Genomic DNA, 24556 nt, shown 5'->3' on the forward strand with positions numbered 1-24556 from the left:
AAATTGCAGAACGCAGCTCGCGGACTAAACATCTGCCTGGGCTCGCCGATAGAGTGGCTCATCAACTTCACTGGAATGGATTCATGAGCACTACCGAAACCCCGGCCACCTATCAGAAACCCAGCAACCTCGCAGGCTTGGGACGCCGCTGGGGCGGGCAGATGATCGATGTGCTGGTCACCTATGCCATCTTCTACGTGACCTTCAGTGTCGTCGAGTTCCTCCAGCTGTCCGAGCAGATCAGCGTCTGGATCAGCTTTGGCGCGCCGCTGGCCTACTACCTGTTTTCCGATGCCTTGCCCAATGGGCAGAGCGTGGGCAAGAAACTGCTGGGGATCTGCGTGGTCGATGAGCGCAGCTACCTGAATTGCAACATCGCCCAGTCTTTCGTGCGCAATATCACTACGCCCCTCAACATTCTCGACTGGATCTTCATCTTCTTCGGTTCACGCAAGCGTCTCGGTGACATGCTGGCGCACACCATCGTCATCAAGGCGTGAGGCATTTGCAGGTGTGCGCCGCATCGCCTCGGCGCGGCAATACCGAGCGATACAGGCCCGGTGTCACCCCGACATGGGCCTTGAACACCCGCTGGAAGTGCGCCTGATCCGCGAACCCCAGCGTATAGGCGATATCCGCCAGGGCCTGGCCCTGGCGCAACAGCTGCCGTGCCTGGTTGACCCGTGTATTGAGCAGGTACGCATGGGGCGTCATCCCGGTCGCGGCGGCGAAGGCGCGAATCAACTGGTAGCGTCCCATGCCCGCCTGGCGGGCGAGCAGCTCCAGGTTTACCCCGGCCAGATCATGTGCCTCGGCGTGCGTGATCAGCTCGCGCAACAGCGACGGGCGTAGCGCCGGCGCCGGCATCAGTTGCGGATGCGCGGAAAAATCATGATCGCCGATGAACGCCACCAGGGCCGCCTCTTTCTCGATCAGCCTTGCCCCAGAGAACAACAGCGCGTTCAAGGCGCAGAACTGCCGGTACATCGCCTTCGAGCGCACGATACGGGCCGGTGCCCCCGGTTCACCTGCGCCAACCCCCGACTCCAGGCGCAGGCTGCGTAGCCAGGTGGCGTCCAGGTGCAGCATCTGATAGCTCCAGGCCTGTCCCGTCACGGGGTTGCAGGCGTGTACCCGCTGTGCCGGCACCAGCACCAGGGTTCCGGGCATAAGTCGCACCCGGCCTTCAGCGGCCCCGGTGAAGTGGCTGGCCCCGGCATCCACTGCACCGATGGAAAAGGTCGGATGGCTGTGGGCCTTGTAGCAGGCGCGGCTATGGCAGGCGCGCCTGCTCTCGACATAGGGCAGGGCCGGGTCGTGCCAGATTTCGCTGCTGGAGGTGGGCATGGCAGGTGGCCTGGGTGTGCGCAAAGCGCCAGTCTAACTGCTGGCCACTGTTCCGGCCATTTGCCTGCTGGCTGTGCTTGACGCGAAGGGCAGGCGGGCGCGAGGCTGGCGGCTCCTGCAAGGAGAACAAGAATGGACCTGTCGAGCCTGCTGCTGTTCATCCCCGCCTGTTTTGCCCTGAACATGGCGCCGGGCCCCAACAATCTGCTGTCCCTGCACAATGCCAGCCGCTATGGCCTGCGCACCGCCTGCGTGGCCGGTGCCGGGCGCCTGCTCGCCTTCAGCGGCATGATCGCCCTGGCCGCGATGGGCCTGGCCGTGGTGCTGCACACCAGCGAGTACCTGTTCCTGGCGATCAAGGTGCTGGGCGCGGGGTATCTGTTCTATATCGCCTGGCAGCTGTGGCGGGCACCGGTCGGCGAGGCGGCGGTGGCCGGCGAGCAGCCTCGCGGCACCTGGAAACTGGCGCGCCAGGAGTTCTGGGTGGCGGCGGGCAATCCGAAGGCAATACTCATCTTCACCGCGTTCCTGCCGCAGTTCGTCACCGTGGGCAGCGCCACCCCGGTCAGCGAACAGTTCCTGCGCCTGGGCGTGCTGTTCCTGTTGCTGGAGTGGGCGGCCATCGCCATCTATGCCGGGCTTGGCGCGTACCTGCAACGCTGGTTCGAACGACCCGGGCCACGGCGCATGTTCAACCGGGTCAGTGCTTCGCTGCTCGGTTGCGCCGGGCTCGGGTTGCTGGCGGCGCGTCGCTAGTACTGCCAGCGCACGCCCAGGTTGACAGCGCTGGCCTCCTGCTGGCGGCTGTCCAGATTGCTGCTGTACTGCACGCCACCATGCAGGCTCAATGCCTGGTTGACCTGTGCGACCAGGCCGCCTTCGAGCTGCACCGAGGTGTAGCGGTAGTCGGTCTTGATCTTGTCCACATCATCAAAGGTCAGGGTGTCGCGGCCTCCGTCGCCATGCCACAGGTTGATTTGTGCGTACGGTTGCAGAAGTCGAGTGCCGCCACCACTGAAGGCGCCCTCCAGGCGCACACCCAAGCGTCCGGTCAGTTCCACCTGGGCATCGTGGCTGATGCGCGAGACGCTGTCGGCGGCGCTGTCGAGCGCGACTTTCTGTGCAATCAGCTGCGCTTGCGGCTCCAGTGTCCAGCGCTCGGACAGGGCGATGGGGTAGCCGGACTCCACCGAGGCGGTCCAGGCATGGCCGTCGAGGTCAAGTTTGTCGCCTCGGTCCGAACGGGCCCGGCCATCGAGGTCGGTGTATTGCAACACGGTGTCCAGGTACCAGCGCTGGGGGCCGACAAGTGTCCAGTAGACGCCGACGCTGTCGCCATCGAGCTTCAGGTCACCGACGCTGCGATCCTGCTTGGCCAGGGCGAAGCCCTTGACGTCTGCATCGAGGCGACTGTGGCTGACATACACGCCTGCTTGCTGGCGATAGCCGTTCTCGGCGACCTTGGCGTAGAGGTCCTGGCCCACCTTGAAGCCATACAGGTCGCCATCCAGGCTTGGGCTGACCGTACCGCTCCACTGCTGGCGCAACGCACCGCCGTAGGCCTGGCCCCAACTGGCCGGCAGGGCACCCTGGCCGGAGAGCAGACGCTGATCACCCTGGCGCTGGTGGAAGGTGCCCAGTGCTTGCCGTGCGATGATCGCGGCGCCTCTTGGCGCCGCGGCATAGACGGGCACTTCCGGGCGGTACAGGGGGAGGGACTCGCCGGCCACCGGGGTGGGAAGCTCGGGTTGACCGGGGGCCGGTGCCGCCACTGGCGGTGTGATGGGCGGCTCTCCCGGAGCCGGCGCAGGTGGTGCGACCAGTGAGGAACGCAGGTACCAGCTGTTTTCCGAGCCGGCGGTCACGCCGCCCTTGAACAGGCGATAGTCATAGGCCCCAGCCGACAATGTCTGCGTTTGCACGAAGGCAGCGTTGCTGCTCGTCGCACCTTGGCGGGCCTCGACCACCTGGATGCCGTCTTGCGTGGTGGCGGCACCGGCGCCACCGAGATTGTTGACTTCCAGTCGTGTGCTGCCGGTGAGGGTGCCTTGGCTGACCACCAGACGGTCGGAGGGGGCGTCGTCGCCGGCAAGCACGCTGTTGAGTCGCAACAGGCCGTTGTCGCCCTGGTAATTGCCGGTGATCGTCAGGCGGCCCTGGGCGTCGTTGCCAGTGCCGAGGTCAAGGGTACCGGCGTTGCGCAGCGAGGCATTCTGCCCGGCGGTGAATGCCGAGACGTTGCCCTGCCGGGAGGTCAGCGTGCTCGTCGCATCGACATCCAGCAAACCGCTGCCGCTGGCGGCGTCGCCGAGCGTGAGGGTATCGTCCAGCGCGAGGTGGCTGTCGCGGGTGAGTTCGATGGTTTCCCAGTTGACATAGCGCTCGCCATTGATGATCCGACTGCCGACGAAACGCAGCGCGTCGCGACCCTCGCCGCCATCGAGAGCGGCGGTGAGGGTCGCCGGGCCCAGGCTGTCGATGGTCGCCTGGTCATTGCCGATGCCCATGTCGACTCGCCCGCCTATGGTGCCGCCGGACCAGGTGAAGATGTCGTCTCCGGCGCTCGCCAGGACGCTGCCTACCAGGTTGCCGCCGCTGATGCTGATGTTGTCCACGCCGCCACTGGTGCTGATGTTACCGCCGATAGTGCCACCGCGCAGGATGATGGTGTCGTTGCCGAAACCGCTCACCAGGTTGCCATCGATGTTGGTTTGCACTGCGGAGTCCTGGGACATTTCGAAGTAGTTGTCGGCGAGCTTCAGGTCGACCCGGCCGATACGACCGCCACTGAAGATTGCCCTGTCGCCGTCTTCGAAGGCACCGACGATGTGCCCATCGGACATGGTGAATTCATCGTATCCCTGACCTTGGTTCAGCGATTGAAGCGTGCCGCCGGTCATGGTGAACGTATCGATATCCTGGGTTTGCACGACAGCGCCCAGCGTGTCGCCCGGGGCCACCGTCAGTGAGGCGCAGAATGCGTGCGAAGGCATGATAAACATCAGCAAGGAGGCAGGAGTGAGCAGGTAGGTGGGGCGCATCGACAGATCTCCATTTCCGATCGGGAAGGCCGGCCACCCTGGGCTGGCGCGGTCTTGTGCGACTTGTAGGGAAATGCGCTGCACAGGACAACTGACAAAACTATCAGGTGGCCACGGGCCAGCCATATTTCTCCCGTGGAAACAATCGGTTAGTCGACGGGGCGGGTACCCCATGCCAGGGGAAATGGTGCGCCGGCCAAGCGGCTGATCCGCCATTTCCCTGCGCAACTGAGCCTTGTGCGGGCCTCGACTTGCTGAGAACGTTCGCTGTTTCTGCCCGGATGTCTTCGGCCGGGTGACAAACGGTGGGTGTATCCCGGGAGCGTGGTGTGAAGTGGTGGAGCAAGGCAGGTCGGCAAGACCCGCAGATCAAGGAGCTGAACGTCGCCCTGGAGTATTCCCGTTCACAGTTGGCGGCATCTGAGCAGCGCGCCCGTGAGGCGGAATCGAGGGCTGAGGAACTGGCGCGAGAGAACCAGGTGCTCGGGCACCTGGCCGGCAACCTCTCGGCGTTCTCGCATTCCCTGGAAATGACCCAGACCTCGTTCGCCAGCCTCGCCCACAGCATGGAGCAGGAGAGGCAGTACGCCATCCGCATCCAGGGTATCGCCAGCAGCAACCAGGCCAGCATCGACGCGATCGCGACCAATCTCGAACAGCTGGCCGATGCCTCCGGCGAGGCGTCGGAGAAGGTCGGCAGGCTCGATCATCAGGCCCAGCAGGTCGGCGGTGTGCTGGAGATCATCCGCGAGGTGGCGGACCAGACCAACCTGCTCGCGCTGAACGCGGCCATCGAGGCGGCGCGGGCGGGCGATGCCGGGCGCGGCTTTGCCGTGGTGGCCGATGAGGTCAGGACCCTGGCCAGTCGCACGGCCGACGCCACTGCCGAGATCGGCACACTGGTCTCGGCCATTCGTGCCGACAGCGCGCAAAGCCGAGGACATATCGCCAGCCTGGCCGAGCATTCGTCGTCATACAGCGGTGTCGGCCAGTCCGCGGCCAGTACCATGCGCCAGTTGCTCGACATGTCGACGGTGGCCGAAGGATCGGCATCGGTGTCGGCGCTGCGCAGCTTCTGCGAGCTGGCCAAGCTCGACCACCTGATCTACAAGTTTCGCGTCTACAAGGTGTTGTTCGGCGTTTCGCAGGAGCGCGGCTCGGACTTTACCGACCATACCCACTGCCGCCTGGGCAAGTGGTATCGCGAGGGGGACGGGGCCCTGCACTATGCGCATCTTGCCGGGTACAAGGATATCGACGCGCCCCATGCCGCCGTGCACCGCTGTGCATTCGACGCCATCGATGCCCATGCCAGCGGCGATACCGCAACGATGCTCAAGGCGGTGGCCGACATGGAGAGTGCCAGCCTTGCCGTGCAGGAAGGCTTGGAGCGTGTGGTCGCCAGTGGCGAGCAATCGCCTTCGTTGTTGCAGAGGCGGCGCGAGAGCGAGGCTCAGTCGCGATAGAAAGTCTGCACCAGGTGATAACCGAACTTGCTCTTGATCGGACCGTGCACCACCCGCAGAGGCTTCTTGAAGATCACCTGGTCGATGGCGCCGACCATCTGGCCCGGACGTATTTCACCCAGGTCGCCGCCGCGTTTGCCGGACGGGCAGGTGGAAAATTTCTTCGCCAGCACGTCGAAAGCCTCGCCGTTGGCGATGCGCTGCTTGAGCTTTTCGGCTTCGTCAGCGGTCTTGACCAGGATGTGGCGGGCTTGGGCTTTCATCGGTTTACCTGTGCTTCGGGGCAAAAGGGCGACATTATGCCTGATGTCGCCATCAGCGTAACTCCGGGCGGTCGCGGAACTGCTGCAGCGCCTCGGGGTTGGCCAGGGCGTCGGTGTTCTTCACCGGCCGGCCATGCACCACGTCGCGGATCGCCAGTTCCACCAGCTTGCCGCTGAGGGTGCGCGGGATGTCGCTGACCTGGACGATCACCGCCGGCACATGGCGCGGCGTGGTGAACTGACGAATCACCTGGCGGATGCGCAGGCTGAGCGCCTCGTCGAGCTGCAGACCGTCGCGCAGGCGCACGAACAGCACCACGCGCACATCGTCATGCCAGTCCTGGCCGATGGCCACGCTTTCCAGCACCTCCTCGACCTTTTCCACCTGGCGGTAGATCTCGGCGGTGCCGATACGCACGCCGCCGGGATTGAGCACGGCGTCGGAGCGGCCATGGATGATCAGCCCACCGCCAGGTACTTGCTCGGCGTAGTCACCCTGGCACCAGACACCTTCGAACTGGCTGAAGTAGGCGTCACGGTAGCGCTGGCCGTCAGCGTCGCCCCAAAAGCCGAGTGGCATCGAGGGGAAGGGGTGCACGCAGACCAGCTCGCCTTTCGCGCCGCTGACCGGCTGGCGTTGTTCATCCCAGACTTCCACCGCCATGCCCAGGCCCTTGCCGGCGATCTCGCCACGGCGCACCGGCAGCAGCGGGTTGCCTGCCACGAAGCAGGCGACGATATCGGTGCCTCCGGACATCGAGGCCAGGCACACGTCGGCCTTTACCTTGGCGTAGACATAGTCGTAGCTGTGGGGCGACAACGGCGAGCCGGTGCAAAGGATCAGGCGCAGGCTGCCCAGGCCATGGGATTTCGCCGGCTCCACAGCGGCCTGCTCCAGGGCGGCGAGGTACTTGGGGCTGGTGCCGAAGGCGCGGATGCCTTCGGCGTCGATCAGGTCGAGCAAACGCTCGGGCCCCGGGTGAAACGGCGAGCCGTCATACAGCACCAGGGTGGCGCCGACCGCCAGCCCGCTGGCCAGCCAGTTCCACATCATCCAGCCACAGGTGGTGTAGTAGAACAGCACATCGTCGGCCTTGAGGTCGTTGTGCAGGCCGTGTTCCTTGAGGTGCTGCAGCAGCACGCCGCCAGCGCGGTGGACGATGCACTTGGGCACGCCGGTGGTGCCGCTGGAATACAGGATATACAGCGGATGGTCGAAGGGCAGCGTGGCGAAGGTGGGCGTCCCGCCGGACGTGAAAAAGTCGGCCCACAGGGTCGTCGGCTTGCCGGTGAACTCATCGGCGCGGGTCTGCGGCCGGGTATGCGGCACCACCAGCAACTGCTCGACGCTCGGTAGCTGGGCCACGACCTGGTTGATCTTCTCGACCTGGTCGATGACCTTCCCGGCATATTGATAACCGGCGCAAACCACCAGCAGCCGGGGGGCGATCTGGCCGAAGCGGTCGATGATGCCGTGGCTGCCGAAGTCCGGCGAGCAGCTGGACCAGACCGCGCCGAGGCTGGTGGCTGCGAGCATGGCCACCAGGGTTTCCCAGGTGTTGGGCATCACCGCGGCGATACGATCGCCCGGCGCGATCCCGGCCTGGCGAAAAGCCTGCTGCAAGCCGGCGACCTGCGCAGCCAGTTGATTGTGGGTGAGGCTGTGGCGGCTGCCGTCCTCGCGCACCGCCACCACGGCCGGGCGGTCGTCGCGGCGCTGCAGCAGATGTTCGGCGAAATTCAGGGTGGCGCCGCGGAACCAGCGCGCGTCGGCCATGTGTTCGCCTTCCTCGAGGATGCTCGAAGGCGGGGTGTGCCACTGCGCATGGAAGTACTCGGCGAGGGTCTGCCAGAACTGCGGGCGCTGCTCGATGCTCCAGCGGTGCAGGGCGGCGTAGTCGTCGAGCTGAAGGTTGAAGCGCCGGTTGACGCGACGACGGAAGGCGTCCATCCGGCTGGCTTCGATCTGGGTAGTGGTGGGGCGCCAGAGTACGTCGTTCATGCCGGGAGTCTCGGTCAGGGCTGAGAGTCTTGTCGCGGTGCGAGCCCGCTCCGCTACAGGAGCGGGCTTGTCTTGTTCCACTCTAGCCTTTACTGGGCGAGCCAACCGCCATCGACGTTCCAGGCGGCGCCACGGACCTGGCTACCGGCCTCGCTGCACAGGAACAGCACCAGTTCGCCGAGGTGGCGAGGGGTGACGAAGGCCAGGGAGGGCTGCTTCTCGGCCAGCAGGTCGTGTTGCGCCTGCTGTGCATCGCCACCGCTGGCGGCGCGGTCATCGATCTGTTTCTGCACCAGCGGCGTCAGTACCCACCCCGGGCAGATGGCGTTGCAGGTGACATTGCTGGTGGCGGTTTCCAGGCCGATCACCTTGGTCAGGCCGACCACGCCATGCTTGGCGGCCACGTAGGCGGCCTTGCCGATGGAGCCGACCAGGCCGTGCACCGAGGCGATATTGACGATCCGCCCCCAGCCGCGCGCGCGCATGCCCGGCAACACCAGGCGGCTGCCATGGAACACCGCCGAGAGGTTCAGGGCGATGATCTTGTCCCAGGCCTCCACCGGAAACTGCTCGACCGGCGCCACATGCTGGATGCCGGCATTGTTGACGAGGATGTCGACCGCGCCGAACTCGCGCTCGGCCAGGGCGAACATCTGCTCGATCTGTGCGACGTCGGACAGGTCGGCGGGATGATGGGCGACCTTGACCCCGAACCGCCTGATCTCGGCGATGGCCGCGGCCGGGTCGCCGAAACCGTTGAGCAGGATGTCGGCGCCGGCCTCGGCCAGCACCTGGGCTATTCCCAAGCCGATGCCGCTGGTGGAACCGGTGACCAGTGCGGTCTTGCCTTTGAGCGTCATGCCTTTCTCCTTCATACGATGCCGGTGGCGTAGAACGTGGCGATGACCACGAACACGGCCAGGGTCTTGATCAGGGTAATACCGAAAATGTCCTTGTAGGCTTCGCGGTGGGTCAGTCCGGTGACCGCCAGCAAGGTGATCACCGCGCCGTTGTGCGGCAGGGTGTCCATGCCGCCGCTGGCCATGGCGGCGACCCGGTGCAGCACCTCCAGCGGGATGTTGGCGGCGTTGGCTGCGGCGATGAAACTGTCGCTCATGGCTGCCAGGGCGATGCTCATGCCGCCGGAGGCAGAGCCGGTGATGCCGGCCAGCAGGGTGACGGTGATGGCTTCGTTGACCAGCGGGTTGGGGATGCCGCGCAGGGCGTCGGCCAGTACCAGGAAACCAGGCAGCGAGGCGATCACGGCGCCGAAGCCGTATTCAGAGGCCGTATTCATTGCCGCCAGCAGGGCGCCGCTCACCGCGCTCTTGGTGCCTTCGGCCAGGCGCTGGCGAATGGTGCCGAAGGCGCACACCAGCACCATCAGGATGCCCACCAGCAACGCCGCCTGCACCGCCCAGATCGCCGTCAGCTTGGCCACGTCGCTCTGCACCGGCGCGGCCATGCCCGGCAGTTGCAGGGTGTGGCTGGTGCCGTACCACTGCGGGATCCAGTGGGTGAACAGCAGGTTCATCACGCCTACCAGAAGCAGCGGCGCCAGGGCCAGCCAGGGATTGGGCAGGGCGATGTCGTCGGCGGTCTCCGGTTCGTTGCGCAGGTTGCTGCCATAGCCTTCGCCCTTGCGCTGGGCCTTGTTGCGCTGGCGTTGCAGGTAGAGCATGCCGGCGCTGAACACGAACAATGTGCCGATCAGGCCCAGCCAGGGCGCGGCCCAGGCGGTGGTGTTGAAGAATGTGCTGGGGATGATGTTCTGGATCTGCGGAGTGCCGGGCAGGGCGTCCATGGTGAAGGAGAACGCGCCCAGGGCGATGGTCGCCGGGATCAGTCGCTTGGGGATGTCGCTCTGGCGGAACATCTCGGCGGCGAACGGGTACACCGCGAACACCACCACGAACAGCGACACGCCGCCGTAGGTGAGCAGGGCGCAGACCAGCACGATCACCAGCATCGCCTGGCGGGTGCCGAGCAGGCGGATGGCGGCGGCGACGATCGAGCGCGAGAAGCCCGACAGCTCGATCAGCTTGCCGAACACCGCGCCGAGCAGGAACACCGGGAAGTAGAGCTTGATGAAGCCGACCATTTTCTCCATGAACACCCCGGTGAAGGCCGGGGCCACGGCGGCGGGGTCGGTGAGCAGCACCGCGCCGAGGGCGGCGATGGGGGCGAAGAGGATCACGCTGTAGCCGCGGTAGGCAGCGAGCATCAGCAGGGCCAGGGCGGCCAGGGCGATGAGCACGGTCATCCTAAGGGGATCTCCAACTGTTGTTTTTATGGTTGGAATGCAGATAGCGGAAATCGTGCCAAGTTATTAAGTTATTGATTTAATTAGTAATTAATGCTTTTAGGAATTTTTATGTCTCTAAATTGAGACTCTGTATTGACGCAAGCCTTGCTGCGTCCTCAAGACCGAGCGCCGCCCGCGCGGCGCATCGCGGATGAATCCGCTCCTACATTTGTTGCAACGTGCCGAACCTGTGAGGCCATGTTTGCCGGCCTTGGCGCACGTCTTGGAGACAGATGAGAGGCCGGCAGCGCCCACCGCGATAGCGCGTCATGCCAACAAGGCTGACAACTGTGGCCTATCAGGCATGGCCACGTTGCAACAAATGTAGGAGCGGATTCATCCGCGATGCGCCGCGCGGGCGGCGCTCGATCTCATAGGCGCTGCACCTCTTTTGTCAGACCTCTCAAAAACGAGACAACAATCTCTTTATTGAGACAAAATCCCCAGCGCCGCCATCTTCTTGTACAGCGTCGACCGTCCCAGACCCAATGCCTGCGCCGCCTCCGGCACATTTCCGGCGCTGCGCGCCAAGGCATCGACAATCAATCCGCGCTCGAACTGGGCGCAGGCCTGGCGGTAATCCAGCGCTGGTGCGGCCAATGCCACCGGGCTCAACGGCCCCAGCGCGTTCGCCAGGTCATGCACGCCCAGTCGCGGCTGGTCCGCCAGCAGGGTCGCCCGCTCCAGCACGTTGCGCAGCTCACGGATATTCCCCGGCCAGGCATGGCGCCCCAACAACGCCTGGGCCTCGGCCTCCAGCTCGTACTGGCTGCCCAGTTCGGCGAGGATCGCCTCGCACAGCGCCGGCAGGTCCTCCAGGCGTTCGCGCAGCGGCGGCACCTGCACCGGCAGCACGTTCAGCCGGTAGTACAGGTCGGCGCGAAACGCACCCCGGGCCATGGCCGCCTGCAGGTCGATGGAGGTGGCGGCGATGATCCGCACGTCGCTGCGCAGCATCTGGTTGCTGCCCACCGGCTCGTATTCCTTTTCCTGCAACACGCGCAGCAGCTTGCTTTGCAGGGTCAGCGGCATGTCGCCGATCTCGTCGAGGAACAGCGTGCCGCCCTCGGCCAGTTGCAGCTTGCCGCTGCGCCCCTTGCGGTCGGCGCCGGTGAAGGCGCCCGGGGCGGTGCCGAAGAACTCGGCTTCGAGCAATGCCTCGGGGATCGCCGCGCTGTTGATGCTGACAAAGGCCTTGTGCGCGCGGGCCGAGGCGGCATGGATGGCGTGGGCCAGCAGTTCCTTGCCGGTGCCGGTCTCGCCCAGTAGCAGCACCGGTGAGTCGCTGCCGGCTCCACGCCGGGCGCGGCGCTTGGCCTCGAGGCAGGCGGGGCTGCTGCCGACGAACTGGGCGAAGCTGTAGCGGGCCTGGCGCGCGCGCAGCTGCGAGCGGGTCGAAGCCAGCTCCTGCTGCATGCTGGCGTAGCGCTTGAGCAGCGGCGACAGGCTGCGCAGTTCGTCGAACAGGGCGAAGCCGATGGCGCCGATCAGCGTGCCCTGGTCGTCGTGGATCGGCAGGCGCATCACCACCAGCGGTTCGTTTGGCGTGTCGAGCATATCCAGCAGGATCGGCTTGCCGTTGCTCACCACCTCACGCATCAGGCTGCCGGGGATCACCGTCTCGCACGGTTTGCCGATGGCGCTGGCGGCGTCCTCCAGGCCGAAGCGGCGGGCATAGCGCTCGTTCATCCAGACGATGCGCGCCTGGCGGTCGACGATCACCGTGCCTTCGCTGGACTGCTCGATGATCTCGAACAGCGAGCGGATGGCCAGTTGGCGGACCTGGGGGTAGTCCTTGAGGTTGTCGTGCATGCATTGGCCTTGGGTTGGACGTGAAGGCCTCATCGCCGGCAAGCCGGCTCCCACAGAGATAGCGCGAACCCTGTGGGAGCCGGCTTGCCGGCGATGAGGCCGGTACAAGCGATCACCGGCGCGGGTCGAATGCCTCGCGCAGCGCATCGCCGATGAATACCAGCAACGACAGGATCAGCGCCAGGGCAAAGAATGCGGTGAAGCCCAGCCACGGCGCCTCGAGGTGCTGCTTGCCCTGGGTCACCAGCTCGCCCAGCGAGGCGCTGCCGGCGGGCATGCCGAAGCCGAGGAAGTCCAGCGCGGTCAGGGTGGTGATCGCCCCGGTGAGCATGAACGGCACGTAGGTCAGGGTCGCGTTGAGGGCGTTGGGCAGGATATGCCGCAGCATCACCTGGGTGTCGGTAAGCCCCAGTGCGCGGGCGGCCTTGACGTATTCCAGGTTGCGCCCACGAAGGAACTCGGCGCGCACCACATCCACCAGGGTCAGCCAGGAGAACAGCGCCATGATCCCCAGCAACCACCAGAAATCCGGCTCGACGAACCCCGACAGGATGATCAGCAGGTACAGCACCGGCAACCCCGACCACACCTCCAGCAGACGCTGGCCGAGCAGGTCGACCCAGCCGCCGTGGTAGCCCTGCAGGGCGCCGGCCGTGACGCCGATCAGCACGCTGAGCAGGGTCAGGGCGAAGGCGAACAGCAGCGAGACCCGCGTGCCGTACAGCACCCGCGCCAGCACGTCGCGGCCCTGGTCGTCGGTACCCAGCCAGTTGCTCGTGCTGGGCGGGCTGGGGGTGGGCACCTGCAGGTCGTAGTTGGGCGTGTCGGCGCTGAACGGGATCGGCGCGAAGAGCATCCAGCCGCCCTGGCCCTCGATCAGCTGACGCACATACTGGCTGCGGTAGTCGGGCTGGAACGGCAGTTGCCCACCGAACTGCTGCTCGGTGTAACGCTTGAGCGCCGGGGTATACAGCTCGCCCTGGTAGCCGAGCAGCAAGGGCTTGTCATTGGCCACCAGTTCCGCCCCCAGGCTCAGCAGCAACAGCCCGGCGAACAGCCACAGCGAGATCCAGCCGCGGCGGTTGTCGCGAAAGCGGCGCAGCCGGCGTCGGGCGATGGGCGAGAACATCAGCGGCCCCTCGCGTCGAAGTCGATGCGCGGGTCGAGCACCGTGTAGCACAGGTCGCCCAGCAGGCGGATCAACAGCCCGGCCAGGGTAAAGATGAACAGGGTGCCAAACACCACCGGGTAGTCCCGCGACACCGCCGCCTCGTAGCTCATGCGCCCGAGGCCATCGAGGGAGAAGATCACCTCGATCAGCAGGGAACCGGCGAAAAACACCGTGATCAGCGCCTGGGGCAGTCCGGCGACCACCAGCAACATGGCGTTGCGCAGCACATGGCCGTATAACACGCGCCGTTCGCTCAGGCCCTTGGCGCGGGCAGTGACCACGTACTGGCGGGCGATCTCGTCGAGGAAGGCGTTCTTGGTCAGCAGGGTCAGGGTGGCGAAGCCGCCGATCACCAGGGCGCCGACCGGCAGCACCAGGTGCCAGAAGTAGTCGGCGACCTTGCCCAGCAGGCTGAGCTGGTCGAAATCGTCGGAGACCAGGCCGCGCACCGGGAACCAGTTGAGCGAGGTGCCGCCAGCGAACAGTACGATCAGCAGCAGGGCGAACAGGAACGAGGGCAGGGCGTAGCCGATCACGATCAGCGCGCTGCTCCAGGCATCGAAGCGGCTGCCATGACGCACCGCCTTGCGGATGCCCAGCGGAATCGACACCAGATAGGTGATCAGCGTGGCCCAGAAGCCAAGCGACAGGGTCACCGGCAGTTTCTGCACGATCAAATCGGTGACCTTGGCACCGCGGAAGAAGCTCTGGCCGAAGTCCAGCCGCGCATATTGGCCGAGCATCAGCCATAGCCGTTCGGGCGCGGACTTGTCGAAGCCGTACTGGCGCTTGATTTCCTCGATCAGCTTGGGGTCCAGGCCACGGGTGGCGCGGGACCCGCCTTGCACCGCCTCGACCCGTGCACCAGGCGCGCCGCCGCCGATACCCTGCAGGCGCGCCACGGCCTGTTCCACCGGCCCGCCGGGCGCGGCCTGGACGATGGCGAAGTTCACCAGCAGGATCGCCAGCAGGGTGGGGATGATCAGCAGCAGGCGGCGCAGGATGTAGGTGGTCATGGCCCTTTCCCCAGGCGCTCGGCCATCTGTTGGGTGGTCAGTGCCCGTGGGCTGACTTCCCACCAGGTGTCCAGGCCTTCGTCATAGGCCGCCTGCACCTTGGGCAGGCCGAAGCGGTTCCACCACACCGTCGAGCTGCCAGGCGGGTAGTAGTTGGGGATCCAGTAGTAGTTCCATTGCAGCACCCGGTCCAGGGCGCGGGCGTGGCGCAGCATGTCGGCCTGGCTGTTGGCGCGCACCAGGCCGTCGAGCAGGCGGTCCACCGCCGGGTCCTTGAGCACCATCAGGTTGTTCGAACCGGGGTCGTTGGCTGCGGCAGAGCCGAAGTAGTTGTACTGCTCGCTGCCCGGCGACAGGGTCACCGGGTAGCCGGTGACGATCATGTCGTAGTCGCGGGCCATCACACGGTTGACGTACTGGGCGGCGTCGACGTTGCGGATGTTCAGCTCCACGCCGATCTGCGCCAGGTTGCGCTTCCACGGCAGCAGCAGGCGCTCCAGGCCCGACTGGCCATTGAGGAAGGTGAAGCTCAGCGGCTGGCCCTGGGCGTTGACCAGGCGATCGCCCTGGGGATGCCAGCCGGCGTCCTGCAGCAAGGCCAGCGCCTGCAGCTGCTGCTGGCGGATGATGCCGGAGCCGTCGGTGACCGGTGCACTGAACACCTGGCTGAACACTTCATCCGGCACCTGGCCGCGCAGCGGCTCGAGCAGCTTGAGCTCTTCGGCGTCGGGCAGGGCGCGGGCAGCCAGTGGCGTGTTGGCGTACAGGCTCTGTTGGCGGATGTACATGTTGCGCATCATCTGCCGGTTGCTCCACTCGAAGTCCCAGAGCATGGCCAGGGCCTGGCGCACGCGGCGGTCCTTGAACTGCGGCTGGTCCAGGTTGAACACGAAGCCCTGGGCGATCTGCGGCTTGGCCGGGCCCAGGTGGGCGCGGCGCAGGCGCCCGTCATCCAGCGCCGCGCCGTTGTAGCCGAGGGTGTAGGCGGTGGCGGAGTACTCGCGGTTGTAGTCGTAGCCACCGCCCTTGAGTACCTGGCGGGCCACTTCGGTGTCGCCGAAGAATTCGACGCCAATGCGGGCGAAGTTGTACAGCCCGCGGGCGACCGGCAGGTCCCGCGCCCACCAGTTCGTATCGCGCTCGAAGGTGATGCTGCGGCCGTTGTCGATCCTGCCGATGCGATAAGGGCCGCTGCCCACGGGCTTGTCGAAGCCGGCGCCGTTGGCGAAGTCGCGCTTGTGCCAGTCATGCTCGGGCAGCACCGGCAGGCCGGCCAGCTCCAGCGGCAGGGTGCGGCCATGGGGCTGCTTGAAGTCGAAGCGCACCTGGCGTGGGCCTTCGACGGTGACCTCGGCGACATCGGCAAACTGGGTGCGGAACTTGAGGCTGCCCTGGCTCATCAGCAGGCCGTAGCTGAAGCGTACGTCCTCGGCGCGCACTGGCTTGCCGTCGGCGAAGGTGGCGCGCGGGTCGAGGTAGAAGCGCAACCAGGCGTCGTCGGGGCCACGCTCCAGGCGCTGGGCGATCAGGCCGTAGACGGTGTAGGGCTCGTCGAGCGAACGCATGGCCAGCGGCGCGTACAGCCAGCCGTCTACCTGGCTGACGCCGATGCCTTTGTCGATATAGGGCAGGATATGGTCGAACTGGCCGATCTCGATGGCCGAGCGGCGCAGGCTGCCGCCCTTGGGGGCGCCAGGGTTGACGTAGTCGAAGTGGTGGAAGTTCGCGGGATAGCGGGGGGCTTCACCGTAGACGGTGAGGGCGTGGGTGGGGGCGGCCTGTAGTGAAAACGGCAGGATCAGGCACACGCAACTTGCAACCACACAGCGCATGATCATGTCGAAACGGCTTTTGTGGGAGCGGGGCAAGCCCGCCCCCACAACGTTCGCTCCTACAGGAACGAGCACGGCAATGCCGGATCAGTCCTGGCGGCTGGTCACTTCCAGCAGGTGGTAGCCGAATTGGGTCTTCACCGGACCCTGGACGACGTTCAGCGGCGCGCTGAAGACCACGGTATCGAACTCGCGAACCATCTGGCCCGGGCCGAACGAGCCCAGGTCGCCGCCCTGGCGGCTGGATGGGCAGGTGGAGTTGGCCTTGGCGACTTCGGCGAAGTCGGCGCCGCCTTCGATCTGCGCTTTGAGTTCGTTGCACTTGTCTTCGCTGGCAACCAGGATGTGGCGGGCGGTGGCTTTGGCCATGGGTACTGCTCCTTGGGTTCGAAAAGGCAAGCCTAGCGCACTTGTTCGTGACCTGTCTCGCCAGGCTTGCCGCAGAGACTCACAGGCGTGCGGCGGCGTCGCATAGCAGCGCCTCGGTGGCGTCCCAGCCCAGGCAGCCGTCGGTAATCGACACGCCGTACTTCAGCGCGCCCTTGCCCAGGGCCTGGCAGCCGTCGAACAGGTGGCCCTCGAGCATCACCCCGACCAGCGAGCGGTCACCGCCCAGGCGCTGGGCCAGCACGTCCTCGAACACCGCCGGCTGGCGCGCCGGGTCCTTGCCGCTGTTGGCGTGGCTGCAGTCGACCATGATGCGTGGCGCCAGACCTGCCTTGGCCAGGCCCTGGCGCGCCAGGGCGACGCTCTGGGCGTCGTAGTTCGGGCCCTTGTGCCCGCCGCGCAGCACCAGGTGGGTGTCGGGGTTGCCCAGGGTCTCGATGATCGCCGGATGCCCCTGCGTGTCCATGCCGAAGTGACGGTGCGGGTGGGCGGCGCTGCGCATGGCGTCGCAGGCGATGCCGATACCGCCGTCGGTACCGTTCTTGAAACCGACCGGCAGCTCCAGTCCACTGACCATCTCGCGGTGAATCTGCGACTCGGTGGTGCGCGCGCCGATGGCGGCCCAGCCCAGCAGGTCGTCGAAGTAGCCGGCGGCCATCGGCTGCAGCAGCTCGGTGGCGATCGGCAGGCCGCGTTCGAGCATGCCCAGCATCAGGCCACGGGACAGGGCGATACCGGCGTGCATGTCATCGCTGCCGTCGAGGTGCGGATCGTAGGCCAGGCCTTTCCAGCCCACGGTGGTGCGCGGTTTTTCCACGTAGGCGCGCATCACCAGCAGCAGCTTGTCGTCGACCTCGCGGCTGAGCGCGGCCAGGCGGTCGGCGTACTCGAGGGCAGAGCGCGGGTCATGGATCGAGCAGGGGCCGACCACCACCAGCAGGCGTTCGTCGCGGCCTTCGAGAATGGCGCGGATCGCCTGGCGCTGGGCATGGACTTGCTGGGTGAGTTCGCTGGACAGCGGCATCTGCTGTTTGAGCAGGTGCGGGCTGGGCAGGCGCTGGCTGACGGTGGTGTTGGCAGCGTGCGGCTGGGTCAGGGGCAGGGCGAGATTCGAGGCTTGCATGGCGTTTTTTCCCTGGGCGGACGGCGGGTTCTGGCCCGCGCGGTCGGCCCTATCGAGGTGTTCGACTGATCGTCAAATGGGGTGTCTGTGCGGCATTGCCACCGGAAATCGACCGAACGGAGGCGGCAGGCTGGCCCGAACGGAACTGGCTAAATCGCCATGCATAGGTGCGGTAGTAGGTGGTGTGGTTCATGACGCTGTCCTCAAGGTAATCGGTATGTTTCGTGGGCCCGGAAAAGCAAAACCCCCGGTCGGGGAGCCGACCGGGGGTTTGAGTATTCTCATGTTCGGCGGCCCCTCGAAGGTGGGCGCCGGATGGGTAATCGGCGCCTAGTGGCTAAACCAATACCCAAAATAAAAGCTGGCAACGGCGTTACGACCGGCAACGGCCAGCACGCGGTGCGCGGAGCGACCGGTGTGGTTGGCGTGGTTGCGGGTTTGTTTCGACATGTTGCTCTCCAGTGATTGGGACCGAGCTTACTGCACCTTTGCATTGGCGTTCAATCACTAAATGCTATCGAGGCGATTGACCCGGCTTCAGCCCTTCAGTCTGTGCTCCCATACGGCCCCCCAATTAAGGGGGAAAACGCCCAGTTCATCCTTCTCCATCTTGCAAGCATCTGATTAACAACGACTAAATTCATGGCATAAGCCTTGCTCACCTCCCCGCAGTATCCCTGTGTCCCCGGAGGTGCCCCATGTCGACCCCTCGCAAAGGCCCGGTCCTTTCCACCTTCCTGCTGGCCCTGCTGGGCTGGCAGGTCTCCAGCGAGGCCGCCGTGCAGTGCCAGCGCACGCTGGTGGCCAACGTGGTGGCGCTGGATCAGCCACTGATGTTCAACCGCCTCGGCGCGCAGAACGCCAACGGCATGATGTTCGCCCTGCGCCAGGACGTGGTGGACGAGCACCGTGTGCCCCTGAGCAAGGGCGGTGCGGCGGTGCCGGGCAAGGTCACCCTGCGCCCGGACAAGCGTCCGCGGCCGATCGTGCTGCGGGTGGCGGCGGGGGACTGCCTGACAGTCAACCTGAGCAACCTGCTGGCCTACCAGGCCAACCCCAACAAGCACGGCATCGATCACGACGAGAACGAAGTCGAAGGCGAGGAAGAAGAGGGCGCCGAGGTTGAGAACGAGGGCAACGAGCACTTCGTCGCCGACGAGCAGGTCACCGATCGCCATGTGGGTTTCCAGGTCAATGGCCTGCAGGCGGTCAACAGCATCGGCGACATCGCCGCCAACACCGGGCGCAACGGCAACTTCCTGGTCGCCCCGGGCGGCACCCGCAGCTACACCCTGTACGCCGAGCGCGAAGGCGCCTTCGCCGTTACCAGCCTGGGTGCGACCTTCGGCGGGCAGGGCGGCGGCGGTAACGTCGCCAACGGCCTGTTCGGCCAGGTGGTGGTGGTGCCCAAGGCCGGGCGCACCTACCGCAACACCCTGACCGAGGAAGAGATGCGCCTGGCCACCACCGGCCGCACGGCCACCGGTCAGCCGGTCATCGACTACCAGGCACGCTACCCCAACGTCGAGCCGTGGATCGCCGAGGGCAAGGCCGGCAAGCCGATCATTGCCATGGTCGACGGCCACGAGATCCAGAGCAGCGAGACCGACGCCATCGTCATGGGGCCCAACCCCGACGGCAGCTTCCCTGCCAGCACCTATCCGCTGGAAAGCGTCGGCAAGCGCAACCCGGCGCTGCCCAATCGCCTGGAAGCCTTCCGCGACTTCGCCTCGCAGTTCGCCGACGAGGTCGCCGCCACCCAGGCCTTCCCCGGTTACTGGGCCGACCCGGTCATGGGCCACGTGCTGGAGCCGACCCGCGACTCGTTCATGATCAACTACGGCTCCGGCGGCATGGGCGCCGAGGTGGTGGCCAACCGTCTCGGCGTGGGGCCGATGCACGACTGCCTGTCGTGCGCCTACGAGGAATTCTTCCTCAGTGCCCACACTGTCGGTGATATCGGCACCCTGGTGGATATCCCGGCCAACGTCGGGCTGGAGAACATCCGCCCGGGCGAAACGCCGCCGGCCAGCGCCACCGGGGTCAAGGCGACCATGGCCCTGTACCCGGCGGAACCGGCCAACGTGCACCATAGCTACATCGGTGACTTCACCAAGTTCCGCAACACCCACAATGGCCACGAGCAGCACATCTTCCACCTGCACGGGCACCAGTGGCTGTTCAACCCCAACGATGACAACTCCGACTATATCGACGCCCAAGGCATCGGCCCGGGCGTGGGCTACACATACGAAATCGCCAACGGCGGCTCCGGCAACCGCAACCGGGTCGCCGGCGACGCCATCTACCATTGCCATTTCTATCCGCACTTCGCCCAGGGCATGTGGGCCATGTGGCGGGTACATGATGTGTTCGAGCCGGGCACGCGCCTGGCGGTCAGCGGCGAGGGCGAGAACGGCTTCCACACCACGCCGTTCGCCCTGCGCAATGGCAAACCCGCCCCGGGTGCCCGGGCGCTGCCCGACGGCGAGATCATCGCCGGCACGCCGATCCCGGCCATCGTGCCGTTGCCGGGCAAGGCCATGGCGCCGATGCCGGGCAAGGTCACGGTGGTGCCCAAGCTGGCCGAGACCCTGGTCGCCGAACATGGCGATGACGAAGAAGAGGAGGGCGACGATCACCCCGACGAGCCCGCCACGCCGCGTGCGGTTGGCTCCCTCGCGTTGGTCGATCGCAGCGAGACCAACCGCAACGCTGACGGCAGCCTGAAAAACCCCGGCTACCCGTTCTGGATCGGCGGCATGGAAAGCAGCGTCGGCCAGCGTCCGCCGACCCCGCCGCTGGACATGCTCGACCCGGCCCTGGCCCGGCAGCTCAAGGACAGCGGCAAGGCGCTGTGGGCCAACCTCGACCCCAACCAGGTCGACGGTTGGGACGGCGGCCTTGGCCGGCACACCCTCGACGGCGTGTCTGCCGGTGGCGACGCCGTGACCACCACCACCAAGCTGGACTTCTCCAAGGTGGTGCACAAGGCCAAGCCGATTTACCTGCCCGAAGAGGGCACCGAGGTCGAACAGGCGGCCATGCAGTTCCACGCCAAGGCCGAGCACCAAAGCTTCGCCCTGATCCCCGGCGGCGCGCCGGTGGCCAAGGCCTTCCGCACCAACGGCGCCTTGCCGACGGCGGGCGCGCCGTACTATGAGCCGTGCATGGACGACCGTGGCAAGCGCCTGACCCAGTCTTCGGGCGTCGGCGAGTTCTTCAGCGGCGAAAACCTCACCGGCATGAGTTTCCGCGGTTCGTCCACCTTCACCGCCGACCGGCCGCGTATGTACAAGGCGGCGAACATCCAGTTCGACGCGGTGTACAACAAGGTCGGCTACCACTTCCCGCAGGCGCGCATCCTCGCCCTGTGGGAAGACGCCTGGCCGGTGATCACCAAGCAGCGCCCACCAGAGCCCTTGGTGATGCGCATGAACACCTTCGACTGCACCCAGTACGTGCACACCAACCTGATCCCGTCGTTCTACGAGATGGACGACTACCAGGTACGCACCCCGACCGACGTGATCGGCCAGCATATCCACCTGCCCAAATGGGACCTGACCGCCGCCGATGGCTCGGCCAACGGCTGGAACTACGAGGACGGCATCCTCTCGCCCGGCAGCGTGGTCGAGCGCGTGCATGCCATTCGCAGCTTCAACAACTGCACCGAAGGCGATACCCGCGACGGCACCGCCGCCTGCCCGAAAGCCAAGCAGCATCCGTACTTCGGACGCTTCGGCCGGGCCGACTGGCTCGGCGCGCGCAGCGCCATGCAACGCTGGTTTGCCGACCCGCTGGTGAACGTGCACAACGTCGACCGTGGCCTGGGCACCATCTTCACCCATGACCACCTCGGCCCATCGACCCACCAGCAGCTCGGGCTGTACGCCACTGTGCTGGCCGAGCCCGCAGGCTCTACCTGGTACCACGCCGAGACTGGCGAACAGCTGTACAACCCGGCGACCCGCCAGGATGGCGGCCCGACCTCGTGGCAGGCGGTGATCCAGACCGGCGACCACGACGGCGATGGCAAGAACGACAGCTACCGCGAGTTCTTCCTCGAGTACAGCGACTTCCAGCATGCCTATGAAGCCGGCGTGTATGTCGGCGCCGGCCCCAACGGCGTGCCGGACGGCCAGGCCTATCCGGCCACCGCCGACAGCTTCCGCTACGCCATCAACCCGCCCGTGCGGCAAAAAGCCTCGACGCTGCTCGAGTCGGTGGTCGAATCCCGTGGCGGGCTGAGCCCGGGCTGCCCGACCCGGCCATGCCCGCAGGCGATCTCGGTGGATGACCCCGGTATGTTCGTCGTCAACTACCGCAACGAACCGCTGGCCCTGCGCGTATTCGACCCGAACAAGGTCGGCCCGGACGGCAAGCGTGGCATGCAGGCCGACGGCCTCGGCGGCGACCTGGCCTACGCCATGCAGAGCCGCACCGACCGCGCCATCCCGGCGATGAACCTGGCGCCTTCGGCGATCACCCAGGCCACCGGCCCCACCGGCGGCACCACGCTGTTCCCGCCGCACGTCAACAAGGGCAGCGAGCCGGGTGACCCGTTCACACCGCTGCTGCGCACCTATTCCGGTGACAACGTGCGCCTGCGCATGCATGCCGGTGGTCATGAGGAGGAACACAACGTCACCCTGCACGGCGTGAAATGGCTGCAGAACGGCTCAGGCTTCGGCAACAGCTCCAACTCGGGGTGGAAGTCGTCGCAGATGGTGGGCATCTCCGAGCAGCTCGGCTTCATGGCGCCGGTGTCGATGATTTCCAGCTCCGCCGCCACCAACGGCGACTACCTGTACTCGCTGGACGCGGCGCTGGAAGGCTACTGGAACGGCATCTGGGGCATCATGCGCAACTACACCGCGCAACGCGCCGACCTGTTCGCCCTGCCGAACAATCCGCAGCCGGTGGCCATGCGCAATACCGTCAATTTCGACGGCATCTGTCCGAAGACCACGGCCAACGCCAATGGCATCGGCACGCGGCCGACGGTCAAGCGCAGCTACGAGATCGTCGCGGCCCTGGCCAACGACATTCTCGAGAACCGCTACGGGGTCAGCATCAATGACCCGGCCGGCATCGGCCAGCACGTCGGTGGCGCGCTCAAGGCCAATGGCGGCACCCTGGTGTTCAACAGCCGCAAGGTCGATATCCCCATGGCCACGGTCACCGACGAGGAGGATGGCGCGACCTTCACCGTGGGCGGGCACAGTTCGCCGCTGCATGACCCGACCGCGGTGCTCTACGTGCGCAAGGCCGACCTCGACGCGAGCACCGGCAAGCTCAAGGCCGGCGTGCCGGTCGAGCCGCTGGTGCTGCGCGCCAACGCCGGCGACTGCATCAGCATCACCCTGGAGAACCGCCTGCCGCTGATGATGCCCGACCTGCCCAGCAGCGCGGTGATGCAGAACGTGGTCAAGCGCGACCGCGCCGGCGGCGAGGGTTCCACGGCGTTCAACAACAACCTGATGCGCCCGTCCAGCCACGTCGGCCTGCATGCGCAGCTGCTGGCATACGACATCACCAAGTCGGACGGCGTCAACGTTGGCCTCAACCCGGTGCAGACCGTGCCGCCGCGCACCGGCAGCAGCGGCGCCTACCCGAACCGGGTGTACCAGTACTACGCCGGGCACCTGGAGCGTGAAGGCAAGCCGGTGCTGCAACTGGGCCGTACCGTGGACAACATCAACACCACGGCCATCGAGTTCGGCGGCCTCAACCTGACCCCGGCGGATGTCATCAAGCAGCCGCAGAAAGGCCTGGTGGGCGCCATGAGCGTGCTGCCGCAGAGCGCGACCTGGACAGAGGACACCGCCAGCCGCGCCCAGGCCACGGTGAAGGTCAGCGGCCAGCCCGACTACCGCGACTTCGTCACCGTGTGGCAGCGCTCGCTGAACATGCGCTGGGCCGATGGCCGGCCGGTGGAGGGCATCGCCACCGAGGGCAACGGCGTGCCCGGCGATCCGAAGGACAACGGCAACATGGCGATGAACTACAAGACCGAACCGCTGTGGCTACGCTTCGGCCTGGCGCCGGACGCGCCGTTCGGCCATGCCGATGGCTTTGGCTTCGCCGATGTGCCCAATGCCCACATGGCCTACAGCAATGCCCTGGTCGGCGGCGATCCGCAGACCCCGGTGCTCTGGGCCAAGCCCGGCCAGCCGGCGCGCAGCCACGTACTGATGCCCAGCGGTGGTAGCCGCGGCATCACCTACCAGCTCGATGGGCACCTGTGGCCGCTGCACAACTACCAGCCCGAGAAGAACGACGTGAACGGCTACCCCATGGGCCTGCCGGGCATCGGCTCGGTGCGCTACGGCTACAACCCGATGGCGATGTATGTGGGCGCGCAGGAAAGCGTGCTGCCGGCGGCGCACTTCAGCTTCATGCTGCCCAGTGCCGGGGGCGCCAACGCCGTGCCGGGGGACTACCTGTTCCGCGACTATGCGGCGTACGGCAATGCCTCGGGGCTGTGGGGGATCCTGCGGGTGACCAACGAGCCACCGCCGACGGTGGCGCCTGCGCAGTGAAGGGGGCCTGGCGGCCTGACCGGGAAGTAGGAAGGCCGCCAGGTAAACACACAAGCATTAAACTTTCTGTTTTTGTTGCCTAGCTGTGGACCCTCATGGTTATCATCTGCCAGCGCCCGGGGCCAGGAGCCCGGCGCAACTGGAAAGCCGACGGCCCACAGGTCATCGGTACCGCAGCCGAAGGGACCACCCAGGCTCAACGCTCGTGGCCCTTGCATGCCCCCATAAGGATGGTGAGGTTTCAAT

General features: G+C 66.1%; 16 protein-coding genes and 1 pseudogene. 5 read left to right on the forward strand and 12 right to left on the reverse strand.

Translation table 11 applies throughout. From position 1 onward, the window contains the following. Positions 1–83: 83 nt before the first annotated feature. Complete coding sequence (locus CCOS191_RS12705) at positions 84–500, forward strand: RDD family protein (RefSeq protein WP_046855511.1); 417 nt, start codon at positions 84–86, stop codon at positions 498–500. Here the strand turns inward: CCOS191_RS12705 and CCOS191_RS12710 are convergent. Continuing rightward, positions 490–1347 carry a helix-turn-helix transcriptional regulator gene (locus CCOS191_RS12710; RefSeq protein WP_046855512.1) on the reverse strand — a complete coding sequence of 286 codons (858 nt, stop codon included), beginning with the start codon at positions 1345–1347 and terminating at the stop codon, positions 490–492. The genes CCOS191_RS12705 and CCOS191_RS12710 overlap by 11 nt on opposite strands. A gap of 132 nt (positions 1348–1479) precedes the next feature. On the opposite strand from CCOS191_RS12710, the gene CCOS191_RS12715 reads away from it, so the two are divergent. Beyond that, positions 1480–2103: a LysE family translocator gene (locus CCOS191_RS12715; protein WP_046855513.1), complete on the forward strand. Its 624-nt coding sequence runs from the start codon at positions 1480–1482 to the stop codon at positions 2101–2103. Here CCOS191_RS12715 and CCOS191_RS12720 read toward each other — a convergent pair. Continuing rightward, the gene (locus CCOS191_RS12720; protein ID WP_231867492.1) at positions 2100–4340 is read right to left on the reverse strand and encodes an autotransporter family protein; all 2241 of its coding nucleotides are present in this window, start codon (positions 4338–4340) and stop codon (positions 2100–2102) included. The two genes, CCOS191_RS12715 and CCOS191_RS12720, sit on opposite strands and share 4 nt — an antisense overlap. Positions 4341–5119: 779 nt before the next feature. On the opposite strand from CCOS191_RS12720, the pseudogene CCOS191_RS28730 reads away from it, so the two are divergent. After that, positions 5120–5359 (forward strand): annotated as a pseudogene (locus tag CCOS191_RS28730) (methyl-accepting chemotaxis protein); the annotation flags it as partial. A gap of 54 nt (positions 5360–5413) precedes the next feature. After that, entirely contained in the window at positions 5414–5854 is a 441-nt protein-coding gene (locus CCOS191_RS28425; RefSeq protein ID WP_231867511.1) for a CZB domain-containing protein, read from the forward strand. Here CCOS191_RS28425 and CCOS191_RS12730 read toward each other — a convergent pair. The 10 genes from CCOS191_RS12730 to CCOS191_RS12775 form a co-directional block, all read right to left on the reverse strand. Continuing rightward, positions 5842–6117 carry a peptidylprolyl isomerase gene (locus CCOS191_RS12730; protein ID WP_013972552.1) on the reverse strand — a complete coding sequence of 92 codons (276 nt, stop codon included), beginning with the start codon at positions 6115–6117 and terminating at the stop codon, positions 5842–5844. The two genes, CCOS191_RS28425 and CCOS191_RS12730, sit on opposite strands and share 13 nt — an antisense overlap. A 52-nt stretch (positions 6118–6169) precedes the next feature. Beyond that, entirely contained in the window at positions 6170–8119 is a 1950-nt protein-coding gene (locus CCOS191_RS12735) for an acetoacetate--CoA ligase (protein WP_046855516.1), read from the reverse strand. Between the two features lie 89 nt (positions 8120–8208). Then, positions 8209–8979 carry a 3-hydroxybutyrate dehydrogenase gene (hbdH, locus tag CCOS191_RS12740; protein ID WP_046855517.1) on the reverse strand — a complete coding sequence of 257 codons (771 nt, stop codon included), beginning with the start codon at positions 8977–8979 and terminating at the stop codon, positions 8209–8211. Positions 8980–8990: 11 nt separating this feature from the next. After that, a complete protein-coding gene (locus CCOS191_RS12745; RefSeq protein ID WP_046855518.1) occupies positions 8991–10382 on the reverse strand; it encodes a GntP family permease in 1392 nt (463 codons plus the stop codon). 468 nt (positions 10383–10850) lie between these two features. Beyond that, positions 10851–12236: a sigma-54 interaction domain-containing protein gene (locus tag CCOS191_RS12750; protein WP_046855519.1), complete on the reverse strand. Its 1386-nt coding sequence runs from the start codon at positions 12234–12236 to the stop codon at positions 10851–10853. Between the two features lie 112 nt (positions 12237–12348). Then, on the reverse strand, positions 12349–13365 hold the full coding sequence (locus tag CCOS191_RS12755; protein WP_046855520.1) for an ABC transporter permease: 1017 nt from the start codon (positions 13363–13365) through the stop codon (positions 12349–12351). Then, positions 13365–14423, reverse strand: a complete 1059-nt coding sequence (locus tag CCOS191_RS12760; protein ID WP_038706175.1) for a microcin C ABC transporter permease YejB — start codon at positions 14421–14423, stop codon at positions 13365–13367. The genes CCOS191_RS12755 and CCOS191_RS12760 overlap by 1 nt, the downstream gene beginning before the upstream one ends. Further along, the gene (locus tag CCOS191_RS12765) at positions 14420–16261 is read right to left on the reverse strand and encodes an extracellular solute-binding protein (protein WP_082120516.1); all 1842 of its coding nucleotides are present in this window, start codon (positions 16259–16261) and stop codon (positions 14420–14422) included. The genes CCOS191_RS12760 and CCOS191_RS12765 overlap by 4 nt, the downstream gene beginning before the upstream one ends. A gap of 81 nt (positions 16262–16342) precedes the next feature. Then, positions 16343–16624, reverse strand: a complete 282-nt coding sequence (locus CCOS191_RS12770) for a peptidylprolyl isomerase (protein ID WP_046855521.1) — start codon at positions 16622–16624, stop codon at positions 16343–16345. Positions 16625–16703: 79 nt separating this feature from the next. After that, complete coding sequence (locus tag CCOS191_RS12775) at positions 16704–17765, reverse strand: 3-deoxy-7-phosphoheptulonate synthase (RefSeq protein ID WP_046855522.1); 1062 nt, start codon at positions 17763–17765, stop codon at positions 16704–16706. A 698-nt stretch (positions 17766–18463) separates the two neighbouring features. Here CCOS191_RS12775 and mnxG point away from each other — a divergent pair. Beyond that, complete coding sequence (gene mnxG / locus CCOS191_RS12780; protein ID WP_046855523.1) at positions 18464–24310, forward strand: manganese-oxidizing multicopper oxidase MnxG; 5847 nt, start codon at positions 18464–18466, stop codon at positions 24308–24310. The last annotated feature ends 246 nt before the right edge of the window (positions 24311–24556 follow it).

The organism is Pseudomonas sp. CCOS 191 (genome assembly GCF_001007005.1).
Taxonomy (GTDB): domain Bacteria; phylum Pseudomonadota; class Gammaproteobacteria; order Pseudomonadales; family Pseudomonadaceae; genus Aquipseudomonas; species Aquipseudomonas soli.